The 25,732-nt window shown below is 38.1% G+C and carries 25 protein-coding genes; 4 read left to right on the top strand and 21 right to left on the bottom strand.

The annotated features are described in order from the left end of the window. Positions 1–3: 3 nt before the first annotated feature. Both CWD90_RS06125 and CWD90_RS06120 read left to right on the top strand, forming a co-directional pair. Complete coding sequence (locus CWD90_RS06125) at positions 4–702, top strand: response regulator transcription factor (RefSeq protein ID WP_103475054.1); 699 nt, start codon at positions 4–6, stop codon at positions 700–702. Continuing rightward, positions 699–2,192, top strand: coding sequence for a sensor histidine kinase (locus tag CWD90_RS06120; RefSeq protein ID WP_103475053.1), 1,494 nt, complete (start codon positions 699–701; stop codon positions 2,190–2,192). The genes CWD90_RS06125 and CWD90_RS06120 overlap by 4 nt, the downstream gene beginning before the upstream one ends. Before the next feature lie 58 nt (positions 2,193–2,250). Here the strand turns inward: CWD90_RS06120 and CWD90_RS06115 are convergent, their stop codons facing one another. After that, on the bottom strand, positions 2,251–3,720 hold the full coding sequence (locus CWD90_RS06115) for a magnesium chelatase (protein ID WP_103475052.1): 1,470 nt from the start codon (positions 3,718–3,720) through the stop codon (positions 2,251–2,253). A gap of 80 nt (positions 3,721–3,800) precedes the next feature. Further along, positions 3,801–4,943, bottom strand: coding sequence for a vWA domain-containing protein (locus tag CWD90_RS06110; protein WP_103475051.1), 1,143 nt, complete (start codon positions 4,941–4,943; stop codon positions 3,801–3,803). Between the two features lie 77 nt (positions 4,944–5,020). On the opposite strand from CWD90_RS06110, the gene CWD90_RS06105 reads away from it, so the two are divergent. Further along, the gene (locus tag CWD90_RS06105) at positions 5,021–5,836 is read left to right on the top strand and encodes a DUF1853 family protein (protein ID WP_103475050.1); all 816 of its coding nucleotides are present in this window, start codon (positions 5,021–5,023) and stop codon (positions 5,834–5,836) included. Between the two features lie 126 nt (positions 5,837–5,962). Continuing rightward, positions 5,963–6,352, top strand: a complete 390-nt coding sequence (locus CWD90_RS06100; RefSeq protein WP_103475049.1) for a hypothetical protein — start codon at positions 5,963–5,965, stop codon at positions 6,350–6,352. Between the two features lie 117 nt (positions 6,353–6,469). On the opposite strand, the gene CWD90_RS06095 is transcribed toward CWD90_RS06100, so the two are convergent. From CWD90_RS06095 to lpxD, 19 genes are all read right to left on the bottom strand, one after another. Continuing rightward, positions 6,470–7,882 carry a Gfo/Idh/MocA family protein gene (locus CWD90_RS06095; protein WP_103475048.1) on the bottom strand — a complete coding sequence of 471 codons (1,413 nt, stop codon included), beginning with the start codon at positions 7,880–7,882 and terminating at the stop codon, positions 6,470–6,472. A 124-nt stretch (positions 7,883–8,006) separates the two neighbouring features. Further along, positions 8,007–8,642, bottom strand: a complete 636-nt coding sequence (gene hisIE, locus CWD90_RS06090) for a bifunctional phosphoribosyl-AMP cyclohydrolase/phosphoribosyl-ATP diphosphatase HisIE (RefSeq protein ID WP_262494944.1) — start codon at positions 8,640–8,642, stop codon at positions 8,007–8,009. Positions 8,643–8,708: 66 nt separating this feature from the next. Next, complete coding sequence (gene hisF / locus CWD90_RS06085; RefSeq protein WP_103475047.1) at positions 8,709–9,464, bottom strand: imidazole glycerol phosphate synthase subunit HisF; 756 nt, start codon at positions 9,462–9,464, stop codon at positions 8,709–8,711. A gap of 91 nt (positions 9,465–9,555) precedes the next feature. Continuing rightward, positions 9,556–10,287: a 1-(5-phosphoribosyl)-5-[(5-phosphoribosylamino)methylideneamino]imidazole-4-carboxamide isomerase gene (gene hisA, locus CWD90_RS06080; protein WP_103475046.1), complete on the bottom strand. Its 732-nt coding sequence runs from the start codon at positions 10,285–10,287 to the stop codon at positions 9,556–9,558. 12 nt (positions 10,288–10,299) lie between these two features. Beyond that, complete coding sequence (gene hisH, locus CWD90_RS06075) at positions 10,300–10,890, bottom strand: imidazole glycerol phosphate synthase subunit HisH (protein WP_103475045.1); 591 nt, start codon at positions 10,888–10,890, stop codon at positions 10,300–10,302. Positions 10,891–10,923: 33 nt separating this feature from the next. Continuing rightward, entirely contained in the window at positions 10,924–12,081 is a 1,158-nt protein-coding gene (hisB, locus tag CWD90_RS06070; RefSeq protein WP_103475044.1) for a bifunctional histidinol-phosphatase/imidazoleglycerol-phosphate dehydratase HisB, read from the bottom strand. 4 nt (positions 12,082–12,085) lie between these two features. Continuing rightward, complete coding sequence (hisC, locus tag CWD90_RS06065) at positions 12,086–13,144, bottom strand: histidinol-phosphate transaminase (protein WP_103475043.1); 1,059 nt, start codon at positions 13,142–13,144, stop codon at positions 12,086–12,088. Positions 13,145–13,212: 68 nt separating this feature from the next. Then, complete coding sequence (gene hisD, locus CWD90_RS06060) at positions 13,213–14,496, bottom strand: histidinol dehydrogenase (protein WP_103475042.1); 1,284 nt, start codon at positions 14,494–14,496, stop codon at positions 13,213–13,215. A gap of 2 nt (positions 14,497–14,498) precedes the next feature. Next, positions 14,499–14,930 (bottom strand): GNAT family N-acetyltransferase, encoded by a 432-nt coding sequence (locus CWD90_RS06055; RefSeq protein WP_103475041.1) that lies wholly within the window; start codon positions 14,928–14,930, stop codon positions 14,499–14,501. Positions 14,931–14,941: 11 nt separating this feature from the next. Continuing rightward, positions 14,942–15,799, bottom strand: a complete 858-nt coding sequence (gene hisG / locus CWD90_RS06050) for an ATP phosphoribosyltransferase (RefSeq protein WP_103475040.1) — start codon at positions 15,797–15,799, stop codon at positions 14,942–14,944. 242 nt (positions 15,800–16,041) lie between these two features. Beyond that, positions 16,042–16,857 carry a prohibitin family protein gene (locus CWD90_RS06045; protein ID WP_103475039.1) on the bottom strand — a complete coding sequence of 272 codons (816 nt, stop codon included), beginning with the start codon at positions 16,855–16,857 and terminating at the stop codon, positions 16,042–16,044. A 19-nt stretch (positions 16,858–16,876) separates the two neighbouring features. Then, a complete protein-coding gene (locus CWD90_RS06040; RefSeq protein ID WP_239986473.1) occupies positions 16,877–18,910 on the bottom strand; it encodes a VWA domain-containing protein in 2,034 nt (677 codons plus the stop codon). A 147-nt stretch (positions 18,911–19,057) separates the two neighbouring features. Continuing rightward, positions 19,058–19,807, bottom strand: a complete 750-nt coding sequence (fabG, locus tag CWD90_RS06035; protein ID WP_103475038.1) for a 3-oxoacyl-[acyl-carrier-protein] reductase — start codon at positions 19,805–19,807, stop codon at positions 19,058–19,060. Positions 19,808–19,998: 191 nt separating this feature from the next. Then, complete coding sequence (gene sucD / locus CWD90_RS06030; RefSeq protein WP_103475037.1) at positions 19,999–20,871, bottom strand: succinate--CoA ligase subunit alpha; 873 nt, start codon at positions 20,869–20,871, stop codon at positions 19,999–20,001. A gap of 57 nt (positions 20,872–20,928) precedes the next feature. Further along, a complete protein-coding gene (locus tag CWD90_RS06025; RefSeq protein WP_103475036.1) occupies positions 20,929–21,876 on the bottom strand; it encodes a UDP-3-O-(3-hydroxymyristoyl)glucosamine N-acyltransferase in 948 nt (315 codons plus the stop codon). A gap of 52 nt (positions 21,877–21,928) precedes the next feature. After that, positions 21,929–22,495, bottom strand: coding sequence for an elongation factor P (efp, locus tag CWD90_RS06020; protein WP_103475035.1), 567 nt, complete (start codon positions 22,493–22,495; stop codon positions 21,929–21,931). Positions 22,496–22,501: 6 nt separating this feature from the next. Then, the gene (lpxA, locus tag CWD90_RS06015) at positions 22,502–23,287 is read right to left on the bottom strand and encodes an acyl-ACP--UDP-N-acetylglucosamine O-acyltransferase (RefSeq protein WP_103475034.1); all 786 of its coding nucleotides are present in this window, start codon (positions 23,285–23,287) and stop codon (positions 22,502–22,504) included. After that, positions 23,284–24,690, bottom strand: a complete 1,407-nt coding sequence (locus CWD90_RS06010) for a bifunctional UDP-3-O-[3-hydroxymyristoyl] N-acetylglucosamine deacetylase/3-hydroxyacyl-ACP dehydratase (protein WP_103475033.1) — start codon at positions 24,688–24,690, stop codon at positions 23,284–23,286. The genes lpxA and CWD90_RS06010 overlap by 4 nt, the downstream gene beginning before the upstream one ends. Positions 24,691–24,692: 2 nt before the next feature. Then, positions 24,693–25,709 carry a UDP-3-O-(3-hydroxymyristoyl)glucosamine N-acyltransferase gene (lpxD, locus tag CWD90_RS06005; RefSeq protein WP_103475032.1) on the bottom strand — a complete coding sequence of 339 codons (1,017 nt, stop codon included), beginning with the start codon at positions 25,707–25,709 and terminating at the stop codon, positions 24,693–24,695. Positions 25,710–25,732 lie beyond the last annotated feature (23 nt).

The following is a 25,732-nucleotide window of genomic DNA, read 5'->3' as shown; positions in this document are numbered from 1 at the left end:
ATTATGAAACAGATACTTATAATAGAAGACGATCCGGAACTTATAAAGCTTCTGGACATACACCTGACCAATTCAATTTATAGTACCACGAAAGTTATGGATGGTAAGGAGGGATTAGATATGGCCTTAAAGAACGATTATGACCTTATTTTATTGGATTTAAGCTTACCAACAATGGACGGGGTCGAGGTTTGTAAAAATTTGCGGGCCGAGAAAAACACTCCTCTGATTATGCTAACTGCAAAATCTGAGGAAATAGATAGGGTATTGGGTCTGGAAATTGGCGCGGATGACTATATCACCAAACCCTTTAGTATTAGGGAGCTATTGGCCCGCGTAAAGGCCGTAATGAGAAGGAGTGAAATCAAGCCACCTAAAAAAAGGGATACATTCTTCATTAAGTTCGAGGGATTACAGATAGATATTGAAAAGAGAAAGGTGGTGGTCAAGGATCAAAAAATAGATTTATCGCCCAAGGAATTTGAACTATTAGTGTTAATGGCATCCAATCCAGGAAGAAATTATACGAGAACAGAACTCCTAAATATGATATGGGGCTATAATTTTGAAGGGTATGAACATACCGTTAATTCACATATAAATAGATTAAGGGCCAAAATTGAATCAGATATGGCAAACCCTATTTATGTACTTACTACTTGGGGTGTGGGATATAAATTTAATGAAGATATATTGGTATGAAGAATAAGGAACAAACACTTACCCCTAAATTAATTAAAAGACTTTGGATTGCTTTTGCTTTGATTATCCTGCTAATGGGAGTCTCCTATGTATTTATAACCGGGTATTTTGCCAATAAATATAGTATGGCTACCGCACAGCGTATAGATGCGCATATTGCGGACCACCTTATCCAAGAAATGTTTCAAAATGACTCACCCTTCCTAGAAGACGGAAGTGTTAATGAATCTCTGTTTTCAGATTTAATGCACGACATGATGGCCATAAACCAAAGTATTGAGGTTTATTTGCTTGATAAAACCGGAATAATCCTTTATTCCGTTGTATTAAATCATAAAGATAGTTCTGTAATAAACAAGGTGGCTCTAGAGCCCATAAATTCCTTTATTGCTTCCAATGGAGAAAATTACACTCTTGGTGATGACCCAAGAAACCCTGGTGAGCAAGAGATATTTTCCGCAGCCAAATTTAATGTAGATGGACATGAAGGTTATATTTATATTATTCTCGCGGGAAAGGAATTCCACAAAATAAGTGAAACCTTATTAGGGCAATATTTTTCCAAACTGGGTATTGGCGCTGCCATTTTAACCATGTTGTTTGCTTCAATTATTGCTTTGCTCAGCATTTGGTTCTTAACAAAGAACTTGCGATTAATGATAGATACGGTAAGACGGTTTCAGGAAGGTGAGCTAAGTGCTAGAATAGAAAATCCCGCAAACTCGGACATAGAGTTTTTTGCACACTCCTTTAATTCAATGGCCGACACCATTGTAGCTAATATAGACAAGATTAAATATGTAGATTCACAAAGGCGGGATCTTGTTGCCAATGTATCCCATGATTTAAGGACACCCTTGGCCATTTTAAAGGGATATGTTGAAACACTTCAAATTAAAAGGGATTCCCTTTCCGAATCCGATAAGCAAGAGTATCTTCAGATTACCCATGATAATATTGATAAACTTTCAAACTTGATCAATCAATTGTTTGAGTATTCCAAACTTGAAACAGAACAAATAACTCCTGTAAAAGAACCTTTCTCCATCACTGAATTGTCCCATGACCTAATAGCAAAATTTAAAATTATTGCGAATGAAAAAAATATAATACTTCATTTAGAAAACCCCAATGAGAACAGCATGGTCTTTGCAGATGTTAGCTTGGTTGAACGGGCGTTGCAAAATTTAATAGAAAACGCATTAAAATATACCGAACCTAATGGAAAAATTACGCTATCTATAGAACGTAAGTTAGATAACATTGAAATTAATATAACCGATACGGGCAAGGGTATTCCTTTTAATGAGCAAGCCTATATTTTTGATAGGTTTAAACAAGTGGAGAAAGGAACAGGAAAACAAGGTTATGGATTAGGTTTGGCGATTGTGAAAAAAATAATGGATTTGCATGAAACAACCATTACTGTATTGAGTAAACCAAAGGTAGGAAGTTCCTTTATATTTAACCTTCCTGCCTACAGTGGATAAAAATAAATCTTAGGAATGGGTATAAATGCATATGTATTTATACCCATTTTAAGAATTCTTATAGACCTCTTATAAAACTACCGTAAACATCCTTTATTTGATATCCTTCAGTATAGCGTTGTTTGCTCAATTTTTTATGGGCCACCATTCCCCACAACAGTAATTCTTTTAAAAAATAGGAATCTTCCTTCTTAAACTCTGGTTGGTATTTTTTGATTAGTTGTTGTAATGGGGCTATACTATCCAGCTTTTCCTTATATACTTTGTCTGAGGTGTCATCCAATAGATCAAAACCTTCCCCGTCAAAGAACCAACTTACCAATTCATCATATGGTCCTTCTGAATCCTTACGTTCCAATTTGTCGATGGTTGGAAAAAACGTGTTAAATAAGGACTTTACGGCATCTTCGATCAATATTTCAGCGACACTTCCGGATCCTTCCTGTTCCCCTTCATAAACCAGTTCTATTTTTCCTATAATGGAAGGAATAACCCCCATAAAGTCGCTCAGCCTTACCATGGTCGATTTTTGACCGTTCTTCAACACCCTTCGTTCGGCGGTACTCATCAGGTTCTCGTAGGAAGTAATGCTCATCCTGGCACTAATACCACTTTTAGCATCTACATATTCACTTTCCCTTGCCTCCCTGCTAATTTGTTCCAATAGGTCCTTTGCCAAATCCGGGACGTAAACGACCTCACTTTGGCGCTGATCTAATTTTGATTCCTGTTCCGTAATTTTACGTGCTGTTTCAATATCCTCCGGATAGTGGGTTAAAATTTGAGACCCGATCCTGTCCTTTAAAGGGGTAACTATACTGCCCCTGTTGGTATAGTCCTCAGGGTTTGCAGTAAAAACAAACTGTAGGTCTAAAGGTAATCTAAGTTTAAAACCTCGTATTTGTATGTCACCTTCCTGTAGGATATTAAAAAGGGAAACCTGAATTCTGGCCTGTAAATCCGGTAATTCGTTGATAACAAAAATACAACGGTTGGCCCGTGGGATCATTCCAAAATGAATAACCCTATCATCGGCATAGGATAATTTTAGGTTGGCGGCCTTTATGGGATCCACGTCACCTATTAAATCGGCCACAGTAACGTCTGGGGTAGCTAATTTTTCATAGAACCTTTCACTTCTGTGCAACCAAGAAATGGGAGTTAAATCTCCCTGTTCTTTTATGGTGTCTATGGCAAACCTGGAAATGGGACTTAAAGGGTCGTCATTGATTTCTGAACCTGAAATGACGGGGATATATTCATCCAGTAAATGAACCATAAGCCTGGCCAGCCTAGTTTTAGCTTGGCCCCTAAGACCCAGCAAGTTAATGTTATGCCTAGATAAAATGGCTCTTTCCAATTCTGGGACCACAGAGTTTTCATAGCCCCAAACTCCTGGGAAAGTAATTTCATTCGCTTTTATTTTATCAATAAGATTTTCCCTTAATTCATCTTTTATCTTTTTAGTCTTGTATCCTGCTTTTTTAAGCTCCCCTAGGTTTGTAATTTCCTTGTAATTCAAGTTCATCTGTGATATTTATTTTTTGTTAACCCTCCAATGTAGGTCGTAGGGCAAAGTGTCCAAACACCTTTTACTAATTTTGTTTTTTATCCTTTTAATCGTTTTCTCCTATTTTGTTCATAGTCCTCAAAAATCATTTCACCAAGTCCCTTTAGGCCTGTAAAGAAAGCCTTTCCTTTATTAGCCTCTGTAAAATGTCTTACAAATTGAGTTAAATAGGGGTCCTTGGCAATCATGAAGGTAGTTATGGGAATGTGTAACTTCCGGGCCTGTCTGGCCATATTATAACATTTCTCAACAATATAATCATCCAAGCCAACGCTATTTTTGTAATAGGTACCATCCGGCAACCGTAGGCAACTGGGTTTACCATCCGTTATCATAAAAATCTGCTTGTTGGTATTTCGTTTTCTGCGAAGCATGTCCATGGCCAACTGTAGTCCGGCTACCGTATTGGTATGGTATGGTCCCACTTTTAAGTAAGGTAAGTCTTTAATGGGTATGGGCCAGGCATCGTTTCCAAAGACCAAGATTTCCAAGGTATCTTTTGGATAACGGGTTGTAATGAGCTCTGCCAAAGCCATAGCTACCTTTTTTGCGGGCGTAATACGGTCTTCGCCATAAAGTATCATACTATGGCTTATATCGATCATAAGTACAGTACTCATTTGAGCTTTGAATTGGGTATCCTCTACCACTAAATCCTCTTCGCTTAAATGAAAATTCCCAATTCCATGGTTTACCTGTGCATTTTTTAAACTTTCTGTCATGGAAATCCGCTCTAAACTGTCGCCAAATCGATATTCCCTAAATTCTCCAGTATGTTCATCCCCTCTACCCGATAATCCAGTTTTATGATTGCCAGAACCACTTCGTTTGATTTTCCCGAAAATTTGATTCAGGGCGGCCTGCCTAATAATCCGTTCCATTTTGGCGGTTATGGACAGATCTGTTTTTTGGTCCCCTGATCCCGTACCATCCCCATCCTTAGGTTCGTCCTTAAGAAATCCTTTTGCCTTGAGGTCTTCTATAAAATCATCAATGGTGTAATGTTCATCTGTAAGCCCGTACTCCTTGTCCAGTTCCCTTAACCAATCCAAAGCCTCATCCACATCTCCAGAAGTATGTGTAATTAGTTCCTTGAAAATATCAAAAAGTTTTTCGAACGGAGTTTGTTCAGGAGCTTCATAGTTGGAAAATCGAAACCCTTTTCTTTTATTAATTGCCATACTATAAAATTAATTAATTTGGTCTAGACCATTTCCTTTTTAAAGAAAACTTAACGGTTTACATATATTTGTAGCGATTGAACCATACAAACCTCTCATATTACAAGGCTTTTTTTTATACCCCGCCACTCTGGAAAGGGGAATTGGATGGATTGAAGCAGTTTGTATTTCCAAAAATTGATTTTGAAAATCTAAAAACCGAGGTTATTCCTTCCAATTTGAGGCTCGGTCATAAAATAGAACACATCTTTTTGCAACTGATCCAACATTCGCATGAATATAAAGTTATCGCCCACAATATTCCAATAAGGAGGAATAAAATTAGTTTGGGAGAATTGGATGCTTTACTTCAAAACACTAGTAATGAATCGTTTACACATATCGAGCTAACGTACAAGTTTTACGTTATACGCGAAGATTCAACAATTATTGAGAAGCAAATAGTAGGTCCCAATCAACGTGATTCCTTTTGTGCTAAGAAGGAAAGGATTATGAATCACCAAATTCCACTGTTGAATACTCCAGAAGCTATTTCCGTTTTACGAGCATTAAATATTGACATATCTAAACTGCAGCATCAAGTATGCTTTAAATCTCAATTGTTTATTCCTTATATGGTAAATGAATTGAATCTGGGCCCATTTAATGCTGATTGTATCGCCGGTAGGTGGATAACTTTCCGAAAATTCATGACTACCAATTTTTCACACTTTAACTATTATCTACCATCCAAGCCGGAATGGCTTTTAGTACCCCATAATGAAGTAGCATGGCTGACACACAATGAAGTTCTGGGCCCTATTTCAATTAAATCTGAAAATAAGAATTCCCCTTTACTATGGGTTAAAACTGAAGATTCAAAAATTGAAAAATTGTTTATAGTGTGGTGGTAGGTCCATAATATTTAGACCGATAAGAGGGCTGTTAGTTTACTGTGGAAAAGTCATAGTATTAAGAATGGCAGCAATATTGTAAGAATTGTTTCGTTTTCTTTAGATAAATATTGAACCCCCAATCTTATGAAAAAAATTCTACTTTTATTCTTCTCATTATCCATTGTTTCCTTTGCTTCGGCCAAGGATGACTGTGAAATAATCTATTCGACAGCTTCTTATGCCTTAAATCATGCAAAAAGTGCATTAAAGGCCAATAATTATGATCATCAAAAATATTATTCAGGTAAGGCCTTGGAGTCTTATGAAAAACTCTTTAAGTTATTGGAAAGCAGCCAATGTGAAGGATTGTCGGAAAAGGTGCAGGACATTATTGCGGATGCTATAAAAGCTGCTGATCCTGCGGATTGGGATAGAGGGCGTTACTATAGTAAAAAGGTGTTCAATAGCACTCAAGACTTAATAACCCAATTAGATAGTCAGTCAGAGGTTGCAGGTGTTGAAATTACTCCTTAGATTTTTTTTGTAATCCTATCCTTCTTATATATAATTAAAAAAGTCATTGCTATAAGTAAACTTATCATTAAGTTGTACTTATAGCAATGACTTTTTATGTATTATTAATTATTAGTCTTAGCTGATAATCCCCAAAGGTTTTGTTGTTTTCCAATTGCCCCTAGTAAAATCTGGAAATGCCTGTGGAGCACCATTTTGGGCCACAGAAGCTTCACTCAAGGTCCCTACTGCACTCCAATAACAGCCTTCATATACATTTTGATCTAAGGGTTCCCCTTTTCTTAAACACTCAATAATCCGGTACCTCATTATAAAGTCCATTCCGCCATGACCGCCCATTTTGGTGGCCAGTTCGCCCAAACGTAGGTACAATGGGTGTTCGTATTTCTCAAATATTTTCTGTAATTGATCCCCTTCTGCGTATTCATGATGGCTATCAGGACCTCCTTCTACCCCACCTTCCAAAGCAATCCTGGTCGGGAATCCGGTCAAGGTGCCTTTTGTTCCCTGTATCAGATTATGTCTGGTGTAGGGCCTAGGACTGGTTTCGTCCCATTGTACCATTATAGTTCTGCCCAAGTTGGTCTTAACGATAGATGTATTGATATCCCCTCCCTTAAAATCCAGCTTGTTCCATTTGTGGTCTGGCGGAAAATTTTTGGCGGCATATAGATTACGACCTTTGCCCGGGGACGAAAAGGAGTTAATAAATTTAAAATTATCTTCTCCCCTAGCCAAATTCATATATTGGGCAACAGGTCCCAACCCGTGTGTTGGATACAGATTACCATTGCGATGGGCATAATGCGGGGTACGCCATGAACCTGTGCCACGTTCCACCTCGTTCATCTGACCTCTTAATTCGTGGATGTAGGAAGCTTCCCCATGGAGCAATTCCCCAATAACACCCTGTCTACACATGTTAAGGTAGAGAAGTTCTTCCCTTCCGTAGTTGACATTCTCCATCATCATACAATGCTTCTGGGTCTTCTCGGAAGTATCTACTAATTCCCACATTTCCTCCATGGTAAGGGCAAGTGGCACCTCTACAAATACATGGGCTCCGCTTTTCATGGCCTCAATGGCCATAGGGGCATGTAATTCCCATGGGGTACATACAAAAACGGCATCGGGCTTTTCCTTTTTCAGCATTTTTTTCCAATCGTTTTCACCATTGGTGTACAACTTTATCTTTTTGTGGCGGGTTCCCGCACCATGCTCCGTGCATATTTTAGCGGATTTTTCGGCCAAGTCTTCGTATAGATCACTGATCGCAACCACTTCGGTACCTTCAATGGCGGCAATCTGCTGTGCATGTCCAGATCCGCGGGACCCCACGCCTATAAACGCACATCTCACCGTATCCAGTTTCGGGGCGGAAAAGCCACCCATATAGGTAGCACCGGGCTTAGCTGCCGAAATATTATTTAAATTGTGGTCCGTTATGGAATTGGACCATGCAGGCGCCATAGCCAAACCCATTCCTGCAATGGATGTTTTTCTTAGAAAATCTCTCCTATTTGATTTCATAACCTATATACTTAGTAGTATTAATAATTTACCGTTGGAATTTTGAAGATAATTCAATTTTATTTAAAAAAAATACCAAGTTGTAAATTAAACAATTTTTAGGCTAATTGAAAATATTCAAAAATTAATGGCGCGACTGCAAAACACTAACGATGTCCTGAAGTTTAAACCCCTTTGCCTGAAGTAATATTAGATAATGGAACAGTAGATCGGCGCTTTCATCTTTGAACAGTTGATCATTATCATCCTTGGCTTCGATGACAACCTCTACCGCTTCTTCTCCTACTTTTTGGGCTACTTTGTTAATCCCGCTTTTGAACAGAGAGGAAACATAGCTGGGCTTTACTCCTTCCGGAATTGGAATTTTTCCATCGGCCTGATCTTTTCTATTTTGAATAATATTTTCCAATTCTGAAATAAACCCGAAGGAGGATTTGTTTTCTTCGCCCCAACAAGTATCGGTTCCTTTATGACAGGTTGGGCCAACGGGTTGGACCATCACTAGCAGGGTATCATTATCGCAGTCCAGTTTAATATCCACTAGATTTAAAAAATTACCGCTTTCCTCTCCTTTTGTCCACAATCTGTTTTTAGTGCGACTGTAGAAGGTTACTTTACCACTTTCGTTTGTTTTTTTATAAGCCTCTTGGTTCATATATCCAAGCATAAGTACATTTTTGGTAAGCGCATCCTGTACTATTGCAGGGACTAAGCCGTCGCTATTTTTGTTGAAGTCTATGTTCATGATTTTGGATTCCATATTGGATTTTTAGGTTTGTAATAAGAAGCGTTAGCACTAATTCAGCTGATCTATTGTCTAAATTGATTATAGTCTAACGAGAATATTATTTCTTTTTAACTCTTCCTTTAAGTCTTTAATTTCTATTTCCTTAAAATGAAAAACGCTCGCAGCTAAAGCTGCATCTGCTTTTCCTTCAACAAATGTATCCGTAAAATGTTGCATATTACCAGCGCCGCCAGATGCAATTATAGGAATGTTCAATTCGGTGGATAATCTGGCCAAAGCTTCATTCGCAAACCCGTCCTTTGTACCATCATGGTCCATGGAGGTAAACAAAATTTCCCCTGCCCCACGTTCCTCCACTTCCTTCGCCCAAGTGAAAAGATTTAATTCAGTAGGAACCTTCCCTCCTACTAAATGCACGATCCATTCTCCATTAATTTGTTTGGCATCTATGGCTACAACAATACATTGGGAACCAAATTTGGCTACAAGATCGTTGATCAATTTGGGATTTTTGACGGCGGATGAATTTATAGATACTTTATCCGCTCCATTATGCAGTAATATATCAACGTCCTTTACGGATGAAATTCCACCACCTACGGTAAAGGGAATATTTACTTTTTCGGCAACACGCAGTACTAAATCTGCCAAAGTTCTTCTCCGTTCTTCTGTGGCAGAGATATCTAAAAAGACCAATTCATCCGCTCCTGTCTTCGCATAGATTTCAGCCAGTTCCACTGGATCACCAGCATCCCGCAAATCCACAAAATTTATCCCTTTTACAGTTCTGCCATTTTTAATATCCAAACAAGGGATTATTCTTTTTGTTAACATTTGCTATTTCTATTTTTTGGAAATTATAGCCACACTTTACGGTTTTAAAAGTACAAATAGCGAGCTCCACTAATTCAACAACAAGCTTTTTTTAATTGATGTCGAGAATAAATTTTTCCAATTGTTTTAAACTAATTCTATTTTCGTAAATGGCTTTCCCGATTATGGTTCCTTCGCAACCCAATTCTGCCAATTTGGGGAGTTCCTCAAAAGTTGAAATACCTCCACTTGCAATTAATAATATATGGGGCCCACAGGCCTCTAAAATTTTACGGTACAAATCAAATGAAGGACCTTCCAGCATGCCATCCTTACTAATGTCGGTACAAATAACAGCTCTAACACCTTCTTTTTGATAAGTTTGGATAAAGGGAATCAGCTCCTCCTTGGATTCTTCCATCCACCCAGATACTGCCACCATTTCATCTTTGGCATCCGCTCCTAGTATGATCTTCTCCGGACTGTATTTGTTAATCCAAGATATAAAGGTTTCCCTGTCCTTAACAGCAATACTCCCGCCCGTGATTTGATTGGCTCCGCTTTCAAAGGCAATCCTTAAATCCTCATCGGTTTTAAGTCCGCCGCCAAAGTCTATTTTTAAGTTGGTATTGGAAGCAATTTTTTCCAACACTTTATGATTTACGATATGTTTGGATTTAGCTCCGTCCAAATCTACCAAATGCAGGTATTCAATACCATGGGCTTCAAACTTCTTGGCAACCTCCAAAGGATGTTCATTATAGATTTTTTTGGTGTTGTAATCGCCCTTGGACAGTCGTACACATTTTCCTTCGATTATATCTATTGCCGGTATTATTCTCATGTTTATATTGTATTAACTGGTGAGACTATCAATAAAATTTTTAAGAATCTTCTCCCCCACTTCGCTACTCTTTTCTGGATGGAATTGAGTTCCATAAAAATTATCCTTTTTTAGAGCGGCACTATATCCTAATTCATATTCAGCTTCAGCAATGGTTTCCTTGCATAAAGGGGCATAAAAACTATGTACTAGATAGATGTGTTCCTTTTCTTTTATATTTTTGAATAGATCGGATTTTAAATTGGTGATTTCATTCCATCCTATCTGTGGAACTTTGACCTTTTTGGAGAACTTAACTACATCTACATCAAAAATGCCAAGGCCTTGGGTATCGCCTTCTTCCGAAGAATGACACATTAATTGCATTCCCAGGCAAATTCCCAACACTGGTTGTTTTAGCTTAGGAATAATCTGGTCCAATTTACTTTCACGCAATTTCTTCATGGCACTGCTTGCCTCTCCTACCCCTGGAAAAATCACCTTATCGGCTGTCATAATTTCGTTTGGGTCATGGCTTAATATAGCCTCAAAGCCCAAGCGTTGAAAGGCAAATTTAATGCTCTGAATATTCCCGGCCCCGTAATCAATAATTACTATCTTCATTTTTCTTTGTCCTTTGGACAGCTATTTTAACTCCTATAAAACCCCTTTGGTACTGGGAAGCACCATTTTTTCAACATCGCGCTTCACGGCCATTTTAATGGCCTTGGCAAATGCCTTAAAAATAGCTTCTATTTTATGGTGTTCATTATTGCCTTCTGCTTTAATATTTAGGTTGGCCTTGGCCCCATCGGTGAATGATTTAAAGAAATGATAAAACATTTCAGTTGGCATTTTTCCAATCATTTCCCTGTTGAATTCTGTTTCCCATACTAACCAGTTTCGTCCGCCAAAATCAATGGCTACCTGTGCCAGACAGTCGTCCATAGGCAGACAAAATCCATATCTTTCTATACCTAATTTATTGCCCAGTGCTTTATGAAACACCTCGCCTAAAGCTATGGCCGTATCTTCAATGGTATGATGCTCGTCTACTTCCAAATCCCCATTTACCTTGATTTCTAGGTCCATTTGACCATGACGAGCCAATTGATCTAGCATATGGTCAAAGAAATCCAGCCCTGTGCTTATATTGCCTTTACCGGTACCGTCTAAATTTAATTTTATAAAAATATCGGTTTCATTGGTTTTGCGTGTTATTTCAGAAACCCGATCTTTCAATTTTAAAAACTCGTATATCTTTTCCCAATCATTGCTTTCCAAGGCGATGTAATTATCCAATTCATCTCTTTTGACGGATATTTCCCCTGTGCCTAAATTGGTATTGTCATTAATGAAAATTCCTTTGGCCCCTAAATTCTTGGCCAATTCAACATCCGTTAATCGATCCCCTATGACAAAGGAATTTTCCAAATCATAATCTTCCGAAAAATATGCCGTTAACAAACCTGTTCCGGGCTTTCTGGTATTGGCATTTTCATGAGGGAAAGTTCGATCTAGAAATACTTTATCAAAAACAACCCCTTCGTTTTCGAAGGATTTCATTATAAAATTATGTACCGGCCAAAAGGTGTCTTCAGGAAATATATCGGTTCCCAAGCCATCCTGATTGGTAATCATTACCAATTCATAATCCAACTCCTTTGCTATTTTCCCCAAAAAGGTAAATGCCTTGGGGTAAAATACCATTTTTTCAAAAGCGTCTATTTGCTCGTCTATAGTTTCTTTAATAATGGTGCCATCCCTATCTATAAATAGAACTTTTTTACCATTTTTGTTCGTATCCGGACTCATAATATTATATGGTTGTTATATTTTGCAATGCGCTTATTAATTTCTTATTTTCTTCTTTGGTTCCCACTGTAAATCTCAGGGTATTTTCACAAAGTGGCTGTGTGGTTCTGTTCCGAACTACGATGCCCATTTTTAAAAGTTGATTATATCTCTTTGTGGCATCATCCACCTTGGCCAAAATAAAATTTGCGTCTGTGGGAAATATATTTTCTACAAAATCTACTTGTCGCAACACATTAAAAAGGGACTCTCTTTCCGTTAAAATATCTATTACCTCCAAATTAACAGCATTTACATCCAAAACCCTCTCTAAGGCTCTTTGCTGCGTTAATTCATTAACATTGTATGGAGGTTTAATTTTATTCAATACACCTATTATTTCTTCCGAAGCATAGCAGGTTCCCAATCTAATACCTGCCATCCCATAGGCTTTGGATAAGGTTTGGGTTACAACTAAATTGGGATAGTTTTTTAATTCCGAAATCCAGCTAACTTCACTTGAGAAGTCGATATAAGCCTCATCGATCACTACCAATCCATTGAAATTTTCCAACAATTCCCTAATACTACTGCTCGAGAAACTATTTCCCGTTGGATTATTTGGTGAGCATAGAAAAAGTAATTTACTCTTCTGATCCGCTACTTTGAGTATTTCTGATACATTGGGTTCAAATTCCTTTGTCAGCAATACTTCTCTATTCTCTACATTGTTTATGCCTGCAAGTACCTTATACATACCATAGGTTGGTGGTAAAGAGATAATATTGTCCTCTTTGGGTTCACAAAAGGCACGAAATATTAAATCCAACACCTCATCACTACCATTCCCTAAAAGAAGTTGTTGTTTGGAAACTCCCTTATTTTCTGCCAAGACTTCCTTTAAACGTCTTTGATGTGGATCTGGATACCTGTTCACACCGGATTCAAAAGGGTTTTCATTGGCATCCAAAAATACCATTTTTGAACCGTCCGAAACATATTCATCCCTTGCAGAGGAATAAGGACTCAATCCTTTTACGTTCTCCCGTACTATATTATTGATGTTGAATATTTTTGTTTTCATTCTATGTAGACTTTTCGGCATAGTACCCAAATTGTGTTTGTCTCCGCTATATCAATTCTGAGTTTCTATTATTTTAAACTGTTCAATCTCAGGGTAACTGCATTCTTATGGGCCTGTAGCCCTTCTGCTTCGGCCATCAACTCTATGGTATTGCCAATTTCCTGAATTCCTTTTTCCGATATTTTTTGAAAAGTCATACTTTTCATAAAACTATCTAGGTTAACACCGCTATACTGTTTTGCGTAGCCGTTGGTAGGAAGGGTATGATTTGTACCAGACGCGTAATCCCCTGCACTTTCCGGAGTGTAATTCCCAATAAAAACAGAACCGGCATTATAGGTTTGTCTTAGGAAAAATTCTTCATTTTTAACACATAGAATGTAATGTTCCGGACCGTATTCATTTATTAGATCTACAGCTGTCTGTTGACTTTCCACGTAGATTAATTTACTATTGGCGATGGCTTTTTCGGCTATTTCTTTTCTGGGTAAAACTTTAATTTGCTCGGCCACTTCCGCTTCAACAGCATCTATCAGATTTTTGGAAGTGGATACCAAAATGACCTGACTATCCACGCCATGTTCTGCCTGACTCAATAGATCTGATGCTACAAATGCCGCATTGGCTGTATCATCTGCCATCACCAAAAGTTCACTGGGTCCTGCGGGCATATCAATGGCCACGCCGTATTTAGTGGCTATTTGTTTGGCAACGGTTACAAATTGATTTCCTGGCCCAAATATTTTAAACACGGGAGGAATTGTTTCCGTTCCAAAGGTCATGCTGGCAATGGCCTGAATGCCTCCAACTTTAAATATTTTGGTAACCCCACATAGGTTGGCCGTATATAATATAGCCGGATGTACCTTTCCTTCCTTGTTTGGAGGGGTACATAATATAATTTCCTGGCACCCCGCAATATTCGCCGGTACTGCCAACATTAAAATAGTAGAAAACAATGGCGCCGTACCTCCTGGTATGTACAATCCTACTTTTTGTATTGGACGTTTTTCTTGCCAGCATTGGACACCACTAGCAGTTTCTACGGAAACTTTATCCGTTTTTTGTGCCTTATGAAATATTTCAATATTGTTTTTAGCCTGTTTAATGGCCGACTTTAAATCGCTGGAAATCATTTTCTCAGACTCCTCTATCTCTAAGCGCGATACAAATGCGTCCGGTAAAACCACTCCATCAAACTTTTTGGTATAGTTGCTTACCACGGAATCGCCGCCAGTCTTTATTTCCATAAAAACAGCATTCACCATATCCTCGATATCGGCAATAGTTTGGGTAGGTCTTTTTAAAACTTCCTTCCAGTCTGCTCGCTGTGGTTCGTATATTTTATTCATTACTATAATACTTTTTGCATGTGGTAACCTATGGCTTTATAACCTTGATTGTTCCAAAACTGAACGCCTTTTTCATTTTTTATATAGCAGTTTACCTCAGAGGCATCGCATCCGATCTCTACCGCATAATTAAATACCCAATCCATCATTAATTTCCCAACCCCAGAACTGCGAAATTCTGGCACTACATAGACATTGTCCGGTTCAACATGTTTACCTACATATAATTTGTTTAGAACCCATATTCCACAAATGCCAATAAGTACTTCTTTATCATAGGCACCCAAACATTGATATCCGTCCTTGAGCATATCCTGTAATCTTTTATTAAGAATTTCTACAGGAATCTTATCGTTATTGAGCATTTGTACAAAAGGCAAAATATCATTTATATTCTCTCTTAGAATGAGCTCCATATGAAATTTAGTAGCCATATGGTTTAGTGTTATAGCACCATTTTTTCAATGGGGCAAACCAATATACCTTCAGCTCCGGCTTTTTTAAGCTCCTGGATAACTTCCCAGAACTTGTCCTTGTTGATCACAGTATGTACAGAGCTCCATCCTTCTTCTGCCAAGGGCAGTACTGTGGGACTCCTCATACCCGGCAGCAGACCGATAATTTCATCCAATTTATTGTTTGGAGCGTTCAATAGAACATATTTGGACTGTCTGGCGCGTAAAACGGATTGAATTCTAAATCTTAAATTTTCCAGCAAATCGGTTCCTTCCTGGGAAATTTTCGGAGAAACAGCAAGTACGGCCTCACTGGTCAACATTACCTCAACTTCTTTCAAATTATTCTTGAACAGTGTACTTCCACTTGAGACAATATCACAAATGGCATCAGCCAAACCAATATTGGGGGCAATTTCCACAGAACCGCTGATAATATGAAGATCTGCTTTTACTCCTTTGCTGGCCAAGTAATTTTTTACGGTATTTGGATACGAAGTAGCAATTCTTTTACCTTCAAAATCTTTAACTGAATTGTACTTGACCGATTTAGGAATAGCTAAAGACACTTTGCATTTGGAAAAGCCCAGTTTCTCAGCAATGGAAATATCATCACCTTTTTCAATTAGGACATTTTCACCAATAATGGCAATATCTACAACCCCATCCCTTAAGTATTGCGGAATATCCCCATTTCTAAGATAAAACACCTCCAAAGGAAAATTTCTAGAGGAGGCTTTTAGCTGGTCTTTGCCGTTATCAATAGAAATACCACAATCTTTTAATATTTGAAGTGAGTCCTCATTTAAACGGCCACTTTTCTGGATAGCAATTCTAATTTTTTTCATTTCTTAATTTTTTGTTTTTGGCCTGAACAAGTCTAACAGGTTGTTAAATACAAAACCCGTTTGATTGCTCAAACGGGTTAGAATATAGTTTAGATACAACAATACATTCCTAGCTCGCTTGACTGCAAGTGAAGAAATGATGATGATGTGTCCTTGTGTTTTTCATGATATGACAAAATTAAAACTATTTTTCAACCTTGGGAAATTTATACAGAACAATTTATTCCAAAATTGTTAAATTATTATTGATTACCTAAGATAATAGGCATGCCCGTATCCCCACTACCAATAACTATCACCTTAGAATTAGGGGACTCTGCTAGTTTAATGGTGGCATCAATTCCTTTATCCCGCAATATCTTATCGGTCAAGGAAGCACTAAGAATAGTATTGGCATCTGCTTTACCTTGGGCCTCTATGATTACCTTTTGGGCTTCCTTCTGTGCAGTGACCAATCTAAATTCATACTCCAAAGATTCTTGTTCCTGCTTAAGTTTACGTTCAATGGCCTCCTTAATGGTAGCTGGAAGGGTTACATCCCTAACCAAAATTTCGTTGAGCTGAATGTATTGGCCATCAACAATTTTTTGAGTTTCTTCAAAGATTTCCTGTTGTATGGCATCCCTCTTACTGGAATACAGTTGTTCCGGAGTATATCTTCCAACAACACTTCTAGCAGCAGACCTAATGGTAGGCAATAATACACGTTGTATATATTCCGTACCTTTTTCTTGGTGCAGTTTTCCTATAAATTCTCTTTTAGGCTCAAACCAAGCTGAAGCTTCCAACTTAATTTCAAGACCGTTGGATGACAATACCTGCATTTTTTCTAAAACTTCTTGTTGCCTTACCTCATATATAAAAACCTTGTTCCAAGGTGCTACAATGTGGAACCCTTCACCCAAAGGTGGTTCGTCCGTAACCACACCACCGGAAAAAGTTTTATATAACACGCCGGCTTCACCTGAGCCAATGGTAATGGCCGATTTTGAGATTAATATGGCTAGTACTATGACAGCGAATATTACTGGTAATGCAATTTTTGGTAATTTGTCCATTTATTATATTTATTATTTATTAAGTTAATCCATTATACTTTCTGATAAACCACTCCAACGATAGCGCCGCAATAATTACACCCAAAAGAAATTTAAAATCAATCAAAGGTACAACAATTTGTTTGCTTTTTTGAATAGGTATGAAGTTAAGGTCGCCTTCCAAATCCTTTATCAAAGAATCCATTTGCTCAGGAAAATATAACCTTCCCTTGGTATTGTTTGCCAGTCGCTGGAGTTTTTGATAATTACTGGAAGAGAATTGTTTTTCGGCATCAAAGTCCAAAATAGAAAAACTGCCAGACTTACTTAGGTTTTCCTTAGTTACAGTAGCAGTGAAATTATATTCTCCCGAGGATAAATTACTTAGATCAGCCTCGTAATACCCTTCTTTTAACAACATAGGAATCTCTAAAGACTTGTTGGTAGGTTTATCTGTGACTTTTACATTTATAGAGGCATTGGTATCAAAGGAAAAGGCTTCATCAAAATAGGTAGCCCTTATTTTTGTTTCACGGCTGTTGTTGTAAATTGGGTTATATTCCAATACAAATCTGTTTTTGCCTTTGGAGGTTGATAGATAAAGGATCAATTTTCCCAGAAAGGCATCAAAATTCTTAAAAGTTTGATCGTTTCTGTAGCTGTGAAGTCTCCATTTCCATATATTCTCTCCATTCAATACTGCATGTTTGGATACACCTTCCTCAGCAATGGTCATTAAAGCTTGGTTCATTTCCACCCCTTTTATCCGCATATTTAGCATAGGTGCGCTTATGCCCAAAACGTCTACGGATCCTGCATTGGTTATTAGTGGAGGAAAACCCTCAAACGAGAAATCGGAAACATCAAATTTGGAAAAGACATTATTTAGGACAGGGAAAACTTCCTGAATAGGATAACCGGTTCCAATTACATAGTTCTTTTGAATGCTGTTTATAAAATTAAAGTCGGCATAGGTTCCCAAAATCGTAAATGAATTGGATTTTCGCAATTGAATTTGTTTGTAAATTCTATCAAAAGAAGCATCCGGTTGGTAGAGAATATATACGTCCACTTCTTCCAATTTACTTAAATCAACATCAGGTTTGTAGATGGATACCAACCTTTGTTCATTGCTCTCAATAGCTTTTTTAAGTGCTCCAATGTCTGGGTGGAGAATACTGGAAACAATAACTACATTTGTTTTTTCATCAAGAACTTCCAAGGCCAATAATTTTTCATTGTTCACCTTATTTTTTTCATTGGGCAATGGAGCTATAACCACCTTAATATTTTTTACACCAACTGTGCTAGCTTCTAATTGTGTGCTAATAATTTTAGTGTTGGACAAAGAGGAAAGGGAAACCTTTTCTTTATAAGTCAATTTGCCATCGATAAGGATTTGCAATTCTGAGCTAATATCTTCCTGACCATCGTAGGAAATAAAAACTTCTATTGGGAATTTATTCTTTAAAAAGGCATATTTATTCGTATTTACCTGGTGTATTAGGAGGTCATCATACTTGGTAGTGTCGCCCAAAACAATAGGGTAAATAGGGAAGCGTTGTCTTTTTCCATAAAATTCATAATCTTCTCCTATGGTTTGATTCCCATCAGAAAAAAGGACTATGGCAGAATTGGAACCTGAATATATTTCATTAAGACCTGACAAGGCTTTTGAAATATCGGTGCTTTTTTCGGTAAGGCTAAGAACATTTGTTAATGAAAGGTCTGCCCCAAAATTATAGTTTACTATATTGAACCTTTCGGACAAGAAATCATTGTTTTTTAGCGAGGTCAGGTTGGCACTCACTTGCGATTTGTCTTGGGTAGTAATTGAAGTTGAATTATCTGTCAACAGTACCAAATTTGCTTTTTCCAAAGAATATTCTTTCTTAACAAATTTTGGATTTACAATAAGCAACAAGGTACCAAATATGGACAAAAATCGAAAAAAGGAAAGGACTACTTGAAGTTTTCCCTTCCTTTTGTTTTTATAATAATATTGAAACAGTACAAGTGCCAATGCCACAAGGGCTGCGAGCAATATATAAAGTACTGTTTGTATTTGCATCATATTTTGTCATTGGAACTTGTTAGCTGATAGAAGATTGGAGGGCGATTAGGAATCCCATATCTATGGTATAGATTATGGCACTTTGCCACCATTACCAAATAAATATTTAAGACCAAGCCTTGTTACGCCCTATCTGATCAACTAATCTTAGGTAAGCATTCCGCCATCAACATTTAAAACTTGTCCTGTTATATAGGCAGAAAGGTCAGAAGCCAAAAACAAGCATGCATTGGCAACATCTTCTGGCTGACCTCCTCTTTTTAACGGAATACCGTCTCTCCATCCCTGTACTACTTTTTCATCCAACTTATCGGTCATTTCGGTCTCAATAAATCCGGGTGCAATGGCATTACATCTTATATTTCTGGAGCCTAGTTCTAGGGCAATAGATTTGGTAAATCCGATCATTCCAGCTTTGGAAGCAGCATAATTGGATTGTCCTGCGTTACCCTTTACTCCTACGACACTACTCATGTTTATTATAGAGCCCTTTCTTTGTTTAAGCATGGTACGCTGAACGGCCTTAGTCATATTGAATACCGATTTTAAATTGATTTCTATAACAGCATCAAAATCATCTTCACCCATTCTCATTAGTAGATTATCCTTGGTAATACCGGCATTGTTGATTAAAATATCGATGACACCCCCAAAATCTTCCAAAACGTCGGATACCAATTTTTCAGAATCTGCAAAACTGGCGGCGTTGCTCTTATAGGCTTTAGCTTTAATGCCATAGGCGCTCAACTCTTTTTCCAAGGCTAAGGCTGGCGCTTCACTGGAACTATACGTAAATGCAACATTTGCACCGTGCTCGGCAAAAACCTTTGCTATTCCTGTTCCTATACCTCTACTTGCTCCAGTGATTATTGCGTTTTTTCCTTCTAGTAACTTCATCTGTCTTTAGTTTCTTAGTTGATAATCAAATATAGGTTATGTTTTATCTGTTTTAAAATTTTTGCCCACAATGCCATTAAAATTTTTAGATATTTTAACGATTTTAGGCAAAAAAAATCCCGTCTATCCTGAATAATTCCGAAGTGATCGGTAGTACAGTATAAACGGAAACTAATTTTATAAAAAATGGGTTATCCCAAGACTTGTTTTACTTTTAAGCCAATTTCAGCAGGCGAATCAACAACGTGGATACCACATTCTTTCATAATTCGTTTCTTTGCCTGAGCAGTATCATCACTACCTCCTACTATAGCACCGGCATGCCCCATGGTTCTACCTGCAGGAGCGGTTTCACCAGCGATAAAGCCAACGATGGGTTTTTTGCTTCCACTGGCTTTATACCATTGTGCAGCATCGGCTTCCAACTGGCCACCAATCTCACCTATCATAACCACACAATTTGTATCTGGGTCGTTGATCAATAATTCTACAGCTTCTTTAGTGGTGGTGCCAATTATTGGGTCACCCCCAATTCCTATAGCGGTTGTAATTCCAAGACCTTGACGTACTACTTGGTCTGCTGCCTCATAGGTTAAAGTTCCTGATTTGGAAACAATTCCTACATGCCCCTTTTTAAAGACAAAACCTGGCATAATACCTACTTTTGCTTCCCCTGGGGTGATTACTCCTGGACAGTTAGGTCCAACCAATCTGCAGTCCATATGCTTTATGTAGTCATAGACCTTTACCATATCGGCAACAGGAATCCCTTCCGTAATTGTTATTATCACTTTTATTCCAGCGCTAGCAGCTTCCATTATTGCGTCTGCAGCAAAAGCTGGTGGAACAAAAATGATGGTGGTATCGGCACCAACTTTTTGTACAGCTTCTTCAACTGTGTTAAACACAGGTCTTCCCAAATGCTCTTGTCCACCTTTACCCGGAGTTACACCACCAACTACATTGGTGCCGTATTCGATCATCTGTTCAGCATGAAATGTGCCTTCACTGCCTGTAAACCCTTGAACAATAATTTTGGAATCTTTATTTACTAAAACGCTCATTATATATTTGGTTTATTGAATTGTTGCAAAAATAAAGTTTTGAAAAGGAATTCTAAACTATTCTTCTGCATATTTATTTTCTAATCTATTTAAAATTATAGGGATTTGCTTTATATAAGCCAACTGTTTTAATTTTTCCCTAAATTCCTCTGCTGGGCTCCCAAAATAACTTTTTCCCCCTTCCAAGGATTTTGAAACTCCCGATTGTGCGCTTATAACTGCTTTTTTTCCAATCGTAGCAGCACTTGTTACACCAACCTGTCCCCATATAGTAACCTCATCCTCAATTATTACACAACCAGCAATACCGGTTTGGGATGCTATTAAGCACATCTCACCAATTACCGTATCGTGGCCTACTTGCACCTGATTGTCTAATTTTGTGCCCTTTTTAATTAGCGTATCCCCTGTTACGCCTCTGTCCACAGTACAAAGTGCACCTATGTCCACGTTATCCTGAATTACTACCCTGCCGCCAGAAATTAGTTTATCAAATCCTTCTGGTCTTTTCTTGTAATAAAAGGCGTCCGATCCCAAAACAGATCCCGCATGAATGGTAACATTGTTTCCAATTATACAGTTATCGTATATGGATACGTTGGAATGTATAAGACAGTTATCGCCAATAACCACATTGTTTCCAATAAAACAATTGGGTTGAATAACGGTGTTCTTGCCAATTTTGGCCAGCGTGGAGATTCTATTTTCGGCTTGTATAAAGGGTTTAAAAAAGAGCGTCAGTATATTAAAATCCCTAAACGGATCGTCTGAAATCAATAAAGCCTTTCCCTCAGGGCAATCGACCTTTTTGTTGATCAAAACTATTGATGCCGCACAGTTAAGGGCCTTATCGTAGTATTTGGGATGATCAACAAAAACGATATCACCTTTTTCCACTACATGGATTTCGTTCATGCCCAACACTGGAAAATCTTCATGCCCTACATATTCAGCGTTGATTATGGTAGCAATCTGGTTAAGTGAATAAGGAGATGGAAATTTCATAATTGTTAGGTTCTATATTGCCAATGGTCCGAAAAGCCTCGTACAAACTACACTATTCTTTAACACGCTCCATATACGCGCCTTTTTCCGTATCAATTTTTATTTTATCGCCCTCGTTGATGAAAAGTGGGACATTGACGGTGGCTCCTGTTTCCACTTTGGCAGGCTTGGTTGCATTGGTGGCGGTATTGCCCTTAACTCCAGGTTCCGCATAGGTGACTTCCAAAACAACACTGGCAGGCATATCTACGGAAAGCGGCATGCTATCCTCTGTATTGAAAAGGATAGTTACTACTTCTCCTTCCTTTAATAAATTGGCGGAATCCAAGGAACTCTCCTGTAGGGTTATTTGGTTGTAATCATCCGTATTCATAAAGTGGTAGGTTTCTCCTTCCGCATATAAAAATTGATAAGAGCGGGTTTCTACCCGTACATCCTCAATCTTTGAGCCACCGGAAAATGTATTGTCCAACACTTTTCCACTACTTACACTTTTAAGTTTTGTCCTTACAAAAGCAGGGCCTTTTCCAGGTTTCACATGAAGAAACTCGATTATTTTATAAATGTCGTTATTGTACCTAATGCACAATCCTTTTCTAATATCTGATGTTGATGCCATATAATTTTAATTTGTACTAAAATAACCTTTCATGATTCCTCTTTGTGAATCTCTTATAAATTGTAAAATTTCATCCCTTTCCGGAGTAGCCTCCATTTCGGCTTCAATAATCTGAACTGCTTGGGTATTGTTGTAATTCTTTTGATATAGTATTCTGTAAATATTTTGAATTTCCCTGATTTTATCGGAATCAAAATGCCTTCTTCTTAATCCAACGGAATTAATCCCAACATAAGATAAGGGTTCCCGTGCCGCCTTTACAAAAGGGGGGACATCTTTCCTCACCAGAGAACCTCCCGTTACAAAGGCGTGTCTTCCTATGGATACAAATTGATGTACAGCTACCAATCCGGCCAAGATTACATTGTCTCCAATGGTTACATGTCCAGCCAAAGTGGAGTTGTTGGAAAAAATACAGTTGTTACCTACAAGGCAATCATGCGCTATATGACAATAAGCCATTATTAAACAATTGTCACCGATTACGGTCTTCATTCTATCCGATGTGCCCTTATGTATTGTGGCACATTCTCTAATGGTAGTATTGTTCCCTATGACAACTGTGGTTTCCTCTCCATCATATTTTAAATCTTGGGGAGGTGCAGAAATAACAGCACCAGGAAAAATGTTACAGTTTTTTCCGATACGAGCACCTTCCATAATGGTGACGTTGGAACCGATATACGTACCATCTCCTATGATTACATTATTATGAATTGTTGTAAAAGGTTCTACTACAACATTTTTGGCAATTTTAGCTCCAGGGTGAATGTAGGCTAGTGGTTGATTCATCCTTTATTTTTTTTGACTATTTGGGCCATCATTTCAGCTTCGCAAACCAATTTGCTATTGGCATAGGCATAGGCCTGCATATGACATATACCCCTTCTTATAGGAGTTATTAAACTACAATGAAAAATTAAGGTGTCACCGGGCAATACCTTTTGTTTAAACTTCACATTATCGATCTTCATGAAAAGCGTTAGGTAATTCTCGGGATCAGGAACTGTACTTAGGACCAAAATACCACCTGTTTGGGCCATGGCTTCTACCTGAAGCACTCCAGGCATTACTGGAGCTCCTGGGAAATGCCCTACAAAAAATGGCTCGTTCATGGTAACATTCTTCATGCCCACCACGTGTTCGTCCGACAGTTCCAAAATTCTATCCAAAAGCAAGAAAGGTGGTCTGTGGGGCAACATATCCATGATTTGATGAATATCCATCAAAGGCGGCTTGTTTAAATCATATTGTGGAACGTGATTTCTCTTTTCCATTTTAATGATTTTGGACAATTTTTTGGCGAACTGTGTATTCACAAAATGACCTGGTTTATTGGCAATTACTTTACCCCTTATACGAGTTCCGGTAAGTGCAAGGTCACCAATAACGTCCAATAACTTATGTCTGGCTGCCTCGTTGGGCTGATGCAGGGTTAAGTTATCCAATATACCATTAGGCTTTACCGATAATTTCTTCTTATTAAAGGCCTTTTCCAACTTTTTCATAGTAGAATCGGAAATTTCCTTATCTACATAAACAATAGCGTTATTAAGATCACCACCTTTAATTAATCCGTTTTCGAGCAACATTTCCAACTCATGCAAAAAACTAAAAGTTCTTGCATCCGCTATTTCCGACTTAAACTCACTTAAATTTTCTAAAGTGGCATTTTGCGTACCCAGTACTTTTGTCCCAAAATCGACCATGGTGGTTACCTGGTAGTTGTCCGCTGGGATAATAGTAATCTCACTGCCTGTTTCCTCATCTCTATAGGAGATGACATCCTTTATCACAAACTCATCCCGAAAAGCATTTTGCTCAACGATTCCTGCCTGCTCTAGAGCTTCTACAAAATATTTGGAGGAACCGTCCATTATTGGTGGTTCCGGAGCATTCAACTCTATTAGAACATTGTCTATTTCCAATCCCACCAAGGCGGCAAGAACATGTTCTGAAGTTTGAATTTTCACTCCTCGTTTTTCCAAGTTGGTTCCGCGTTGGGTATTTACCACATAATTAGCGTCAGCCTCTATTATGGGTTCCCCTTCAAGGTCTACACGCTTAAAAGCATAACCAAAATTTTCAGGGGCGGGAACAAATTTCAATGTTACATTTTCCCCTGTATGCAAACCAACACCCTTGAGGGTAATTTCATTTGCAATTGTCCTTTGTTTTGTAGTTGTGTTACTCACAGTCAATCCTTTTTTTCAATGTGTTCTAGTCTATTAATTATCTTTGGTAGATTTTTAAAATGTACGTAAGATTTATTGTAATCCCCATAATTCAAAGCCGGGGAACCTTGCAAAATCTCATCATCCTTAACATTTCTACCAATACCGGATTGTGCCTGAATTTTCACTCGATCTCCTATTACTATATGTCCAACAATCCCTACTTGACCTCCTATTTTACAATATTTTCCAATTTTGGTAGATCCCGCTATTCCTGTTTGGGCGGCAATCACGGTATGTTCCCCAATTTCCACATTGTGCGCAATTTGAATTTGGTTATCCAACTTTACGCCTCTTCTTAAGATGGTAGAACCCAGGGTGGCTCTGTCAATTGTAGTGCCTGCCCCAATATCAACATTGTCTTCAATAATTACGTTGCCCGTCTGGGGAATCGTAATATATTCACCATTTTCAGTGGGTGCAAATCCAAAGCCATCAGCTCCTATAACAACTCCGCTATGGACAACACAATTGTTGCCAATACGGGTTTCCGAATAAATTTTGGCCCCTGCAAAAATGACTACTCCATTGCCAATGGTAACATTATCACCTATATAAACATTGGGATAGATTTTAACATTATCCCCGATTATTACATTATTGCCCAAATAGGCGAAGGCACCTAAATAAAAGTCCTTGCCGTAGCTTGCAGATTCCGACTTAAATACCGGTTCCTCAATCCCAACCTTGTTATTTTTTACCTGATTGTAATATTCCAATAATTTTGAAAATGATTTGTAGGCATCATCCACTTTGATTAAGGTGGTTTCTAAATGATGGTCTGGTACAAAGTCTCTGTTTACAATTGTTATGGAGGCTTTTGTAGTATAGATATATGAAGTGTATTTGGGATTGGCAAGAAAAGTGAGTGCTCCTTTTTCGCCTTCCTCTATCTTCGATAATTTGTGAACAGCTATTTCTGGATTCCCCTCCACGTCTCCTTCTAAAATACCCGCGATTTGGCTTGCTGTAAATATCATGTGGACAAAAGTAAGAAAAATAG

The organism is Arenibacter catalasegens, assembly GCF_002909235.1.
GTDB classification, from domain to species: Bacteria; Bacteroidota; Bacteroidia; order Flavobacteriales; family Flavobacteriaceae; genus Arenibacter; species Arenibacter catalasegens.
This window is presented reverse-complemented; position numbering and strand designations above follow the sequence as displayed.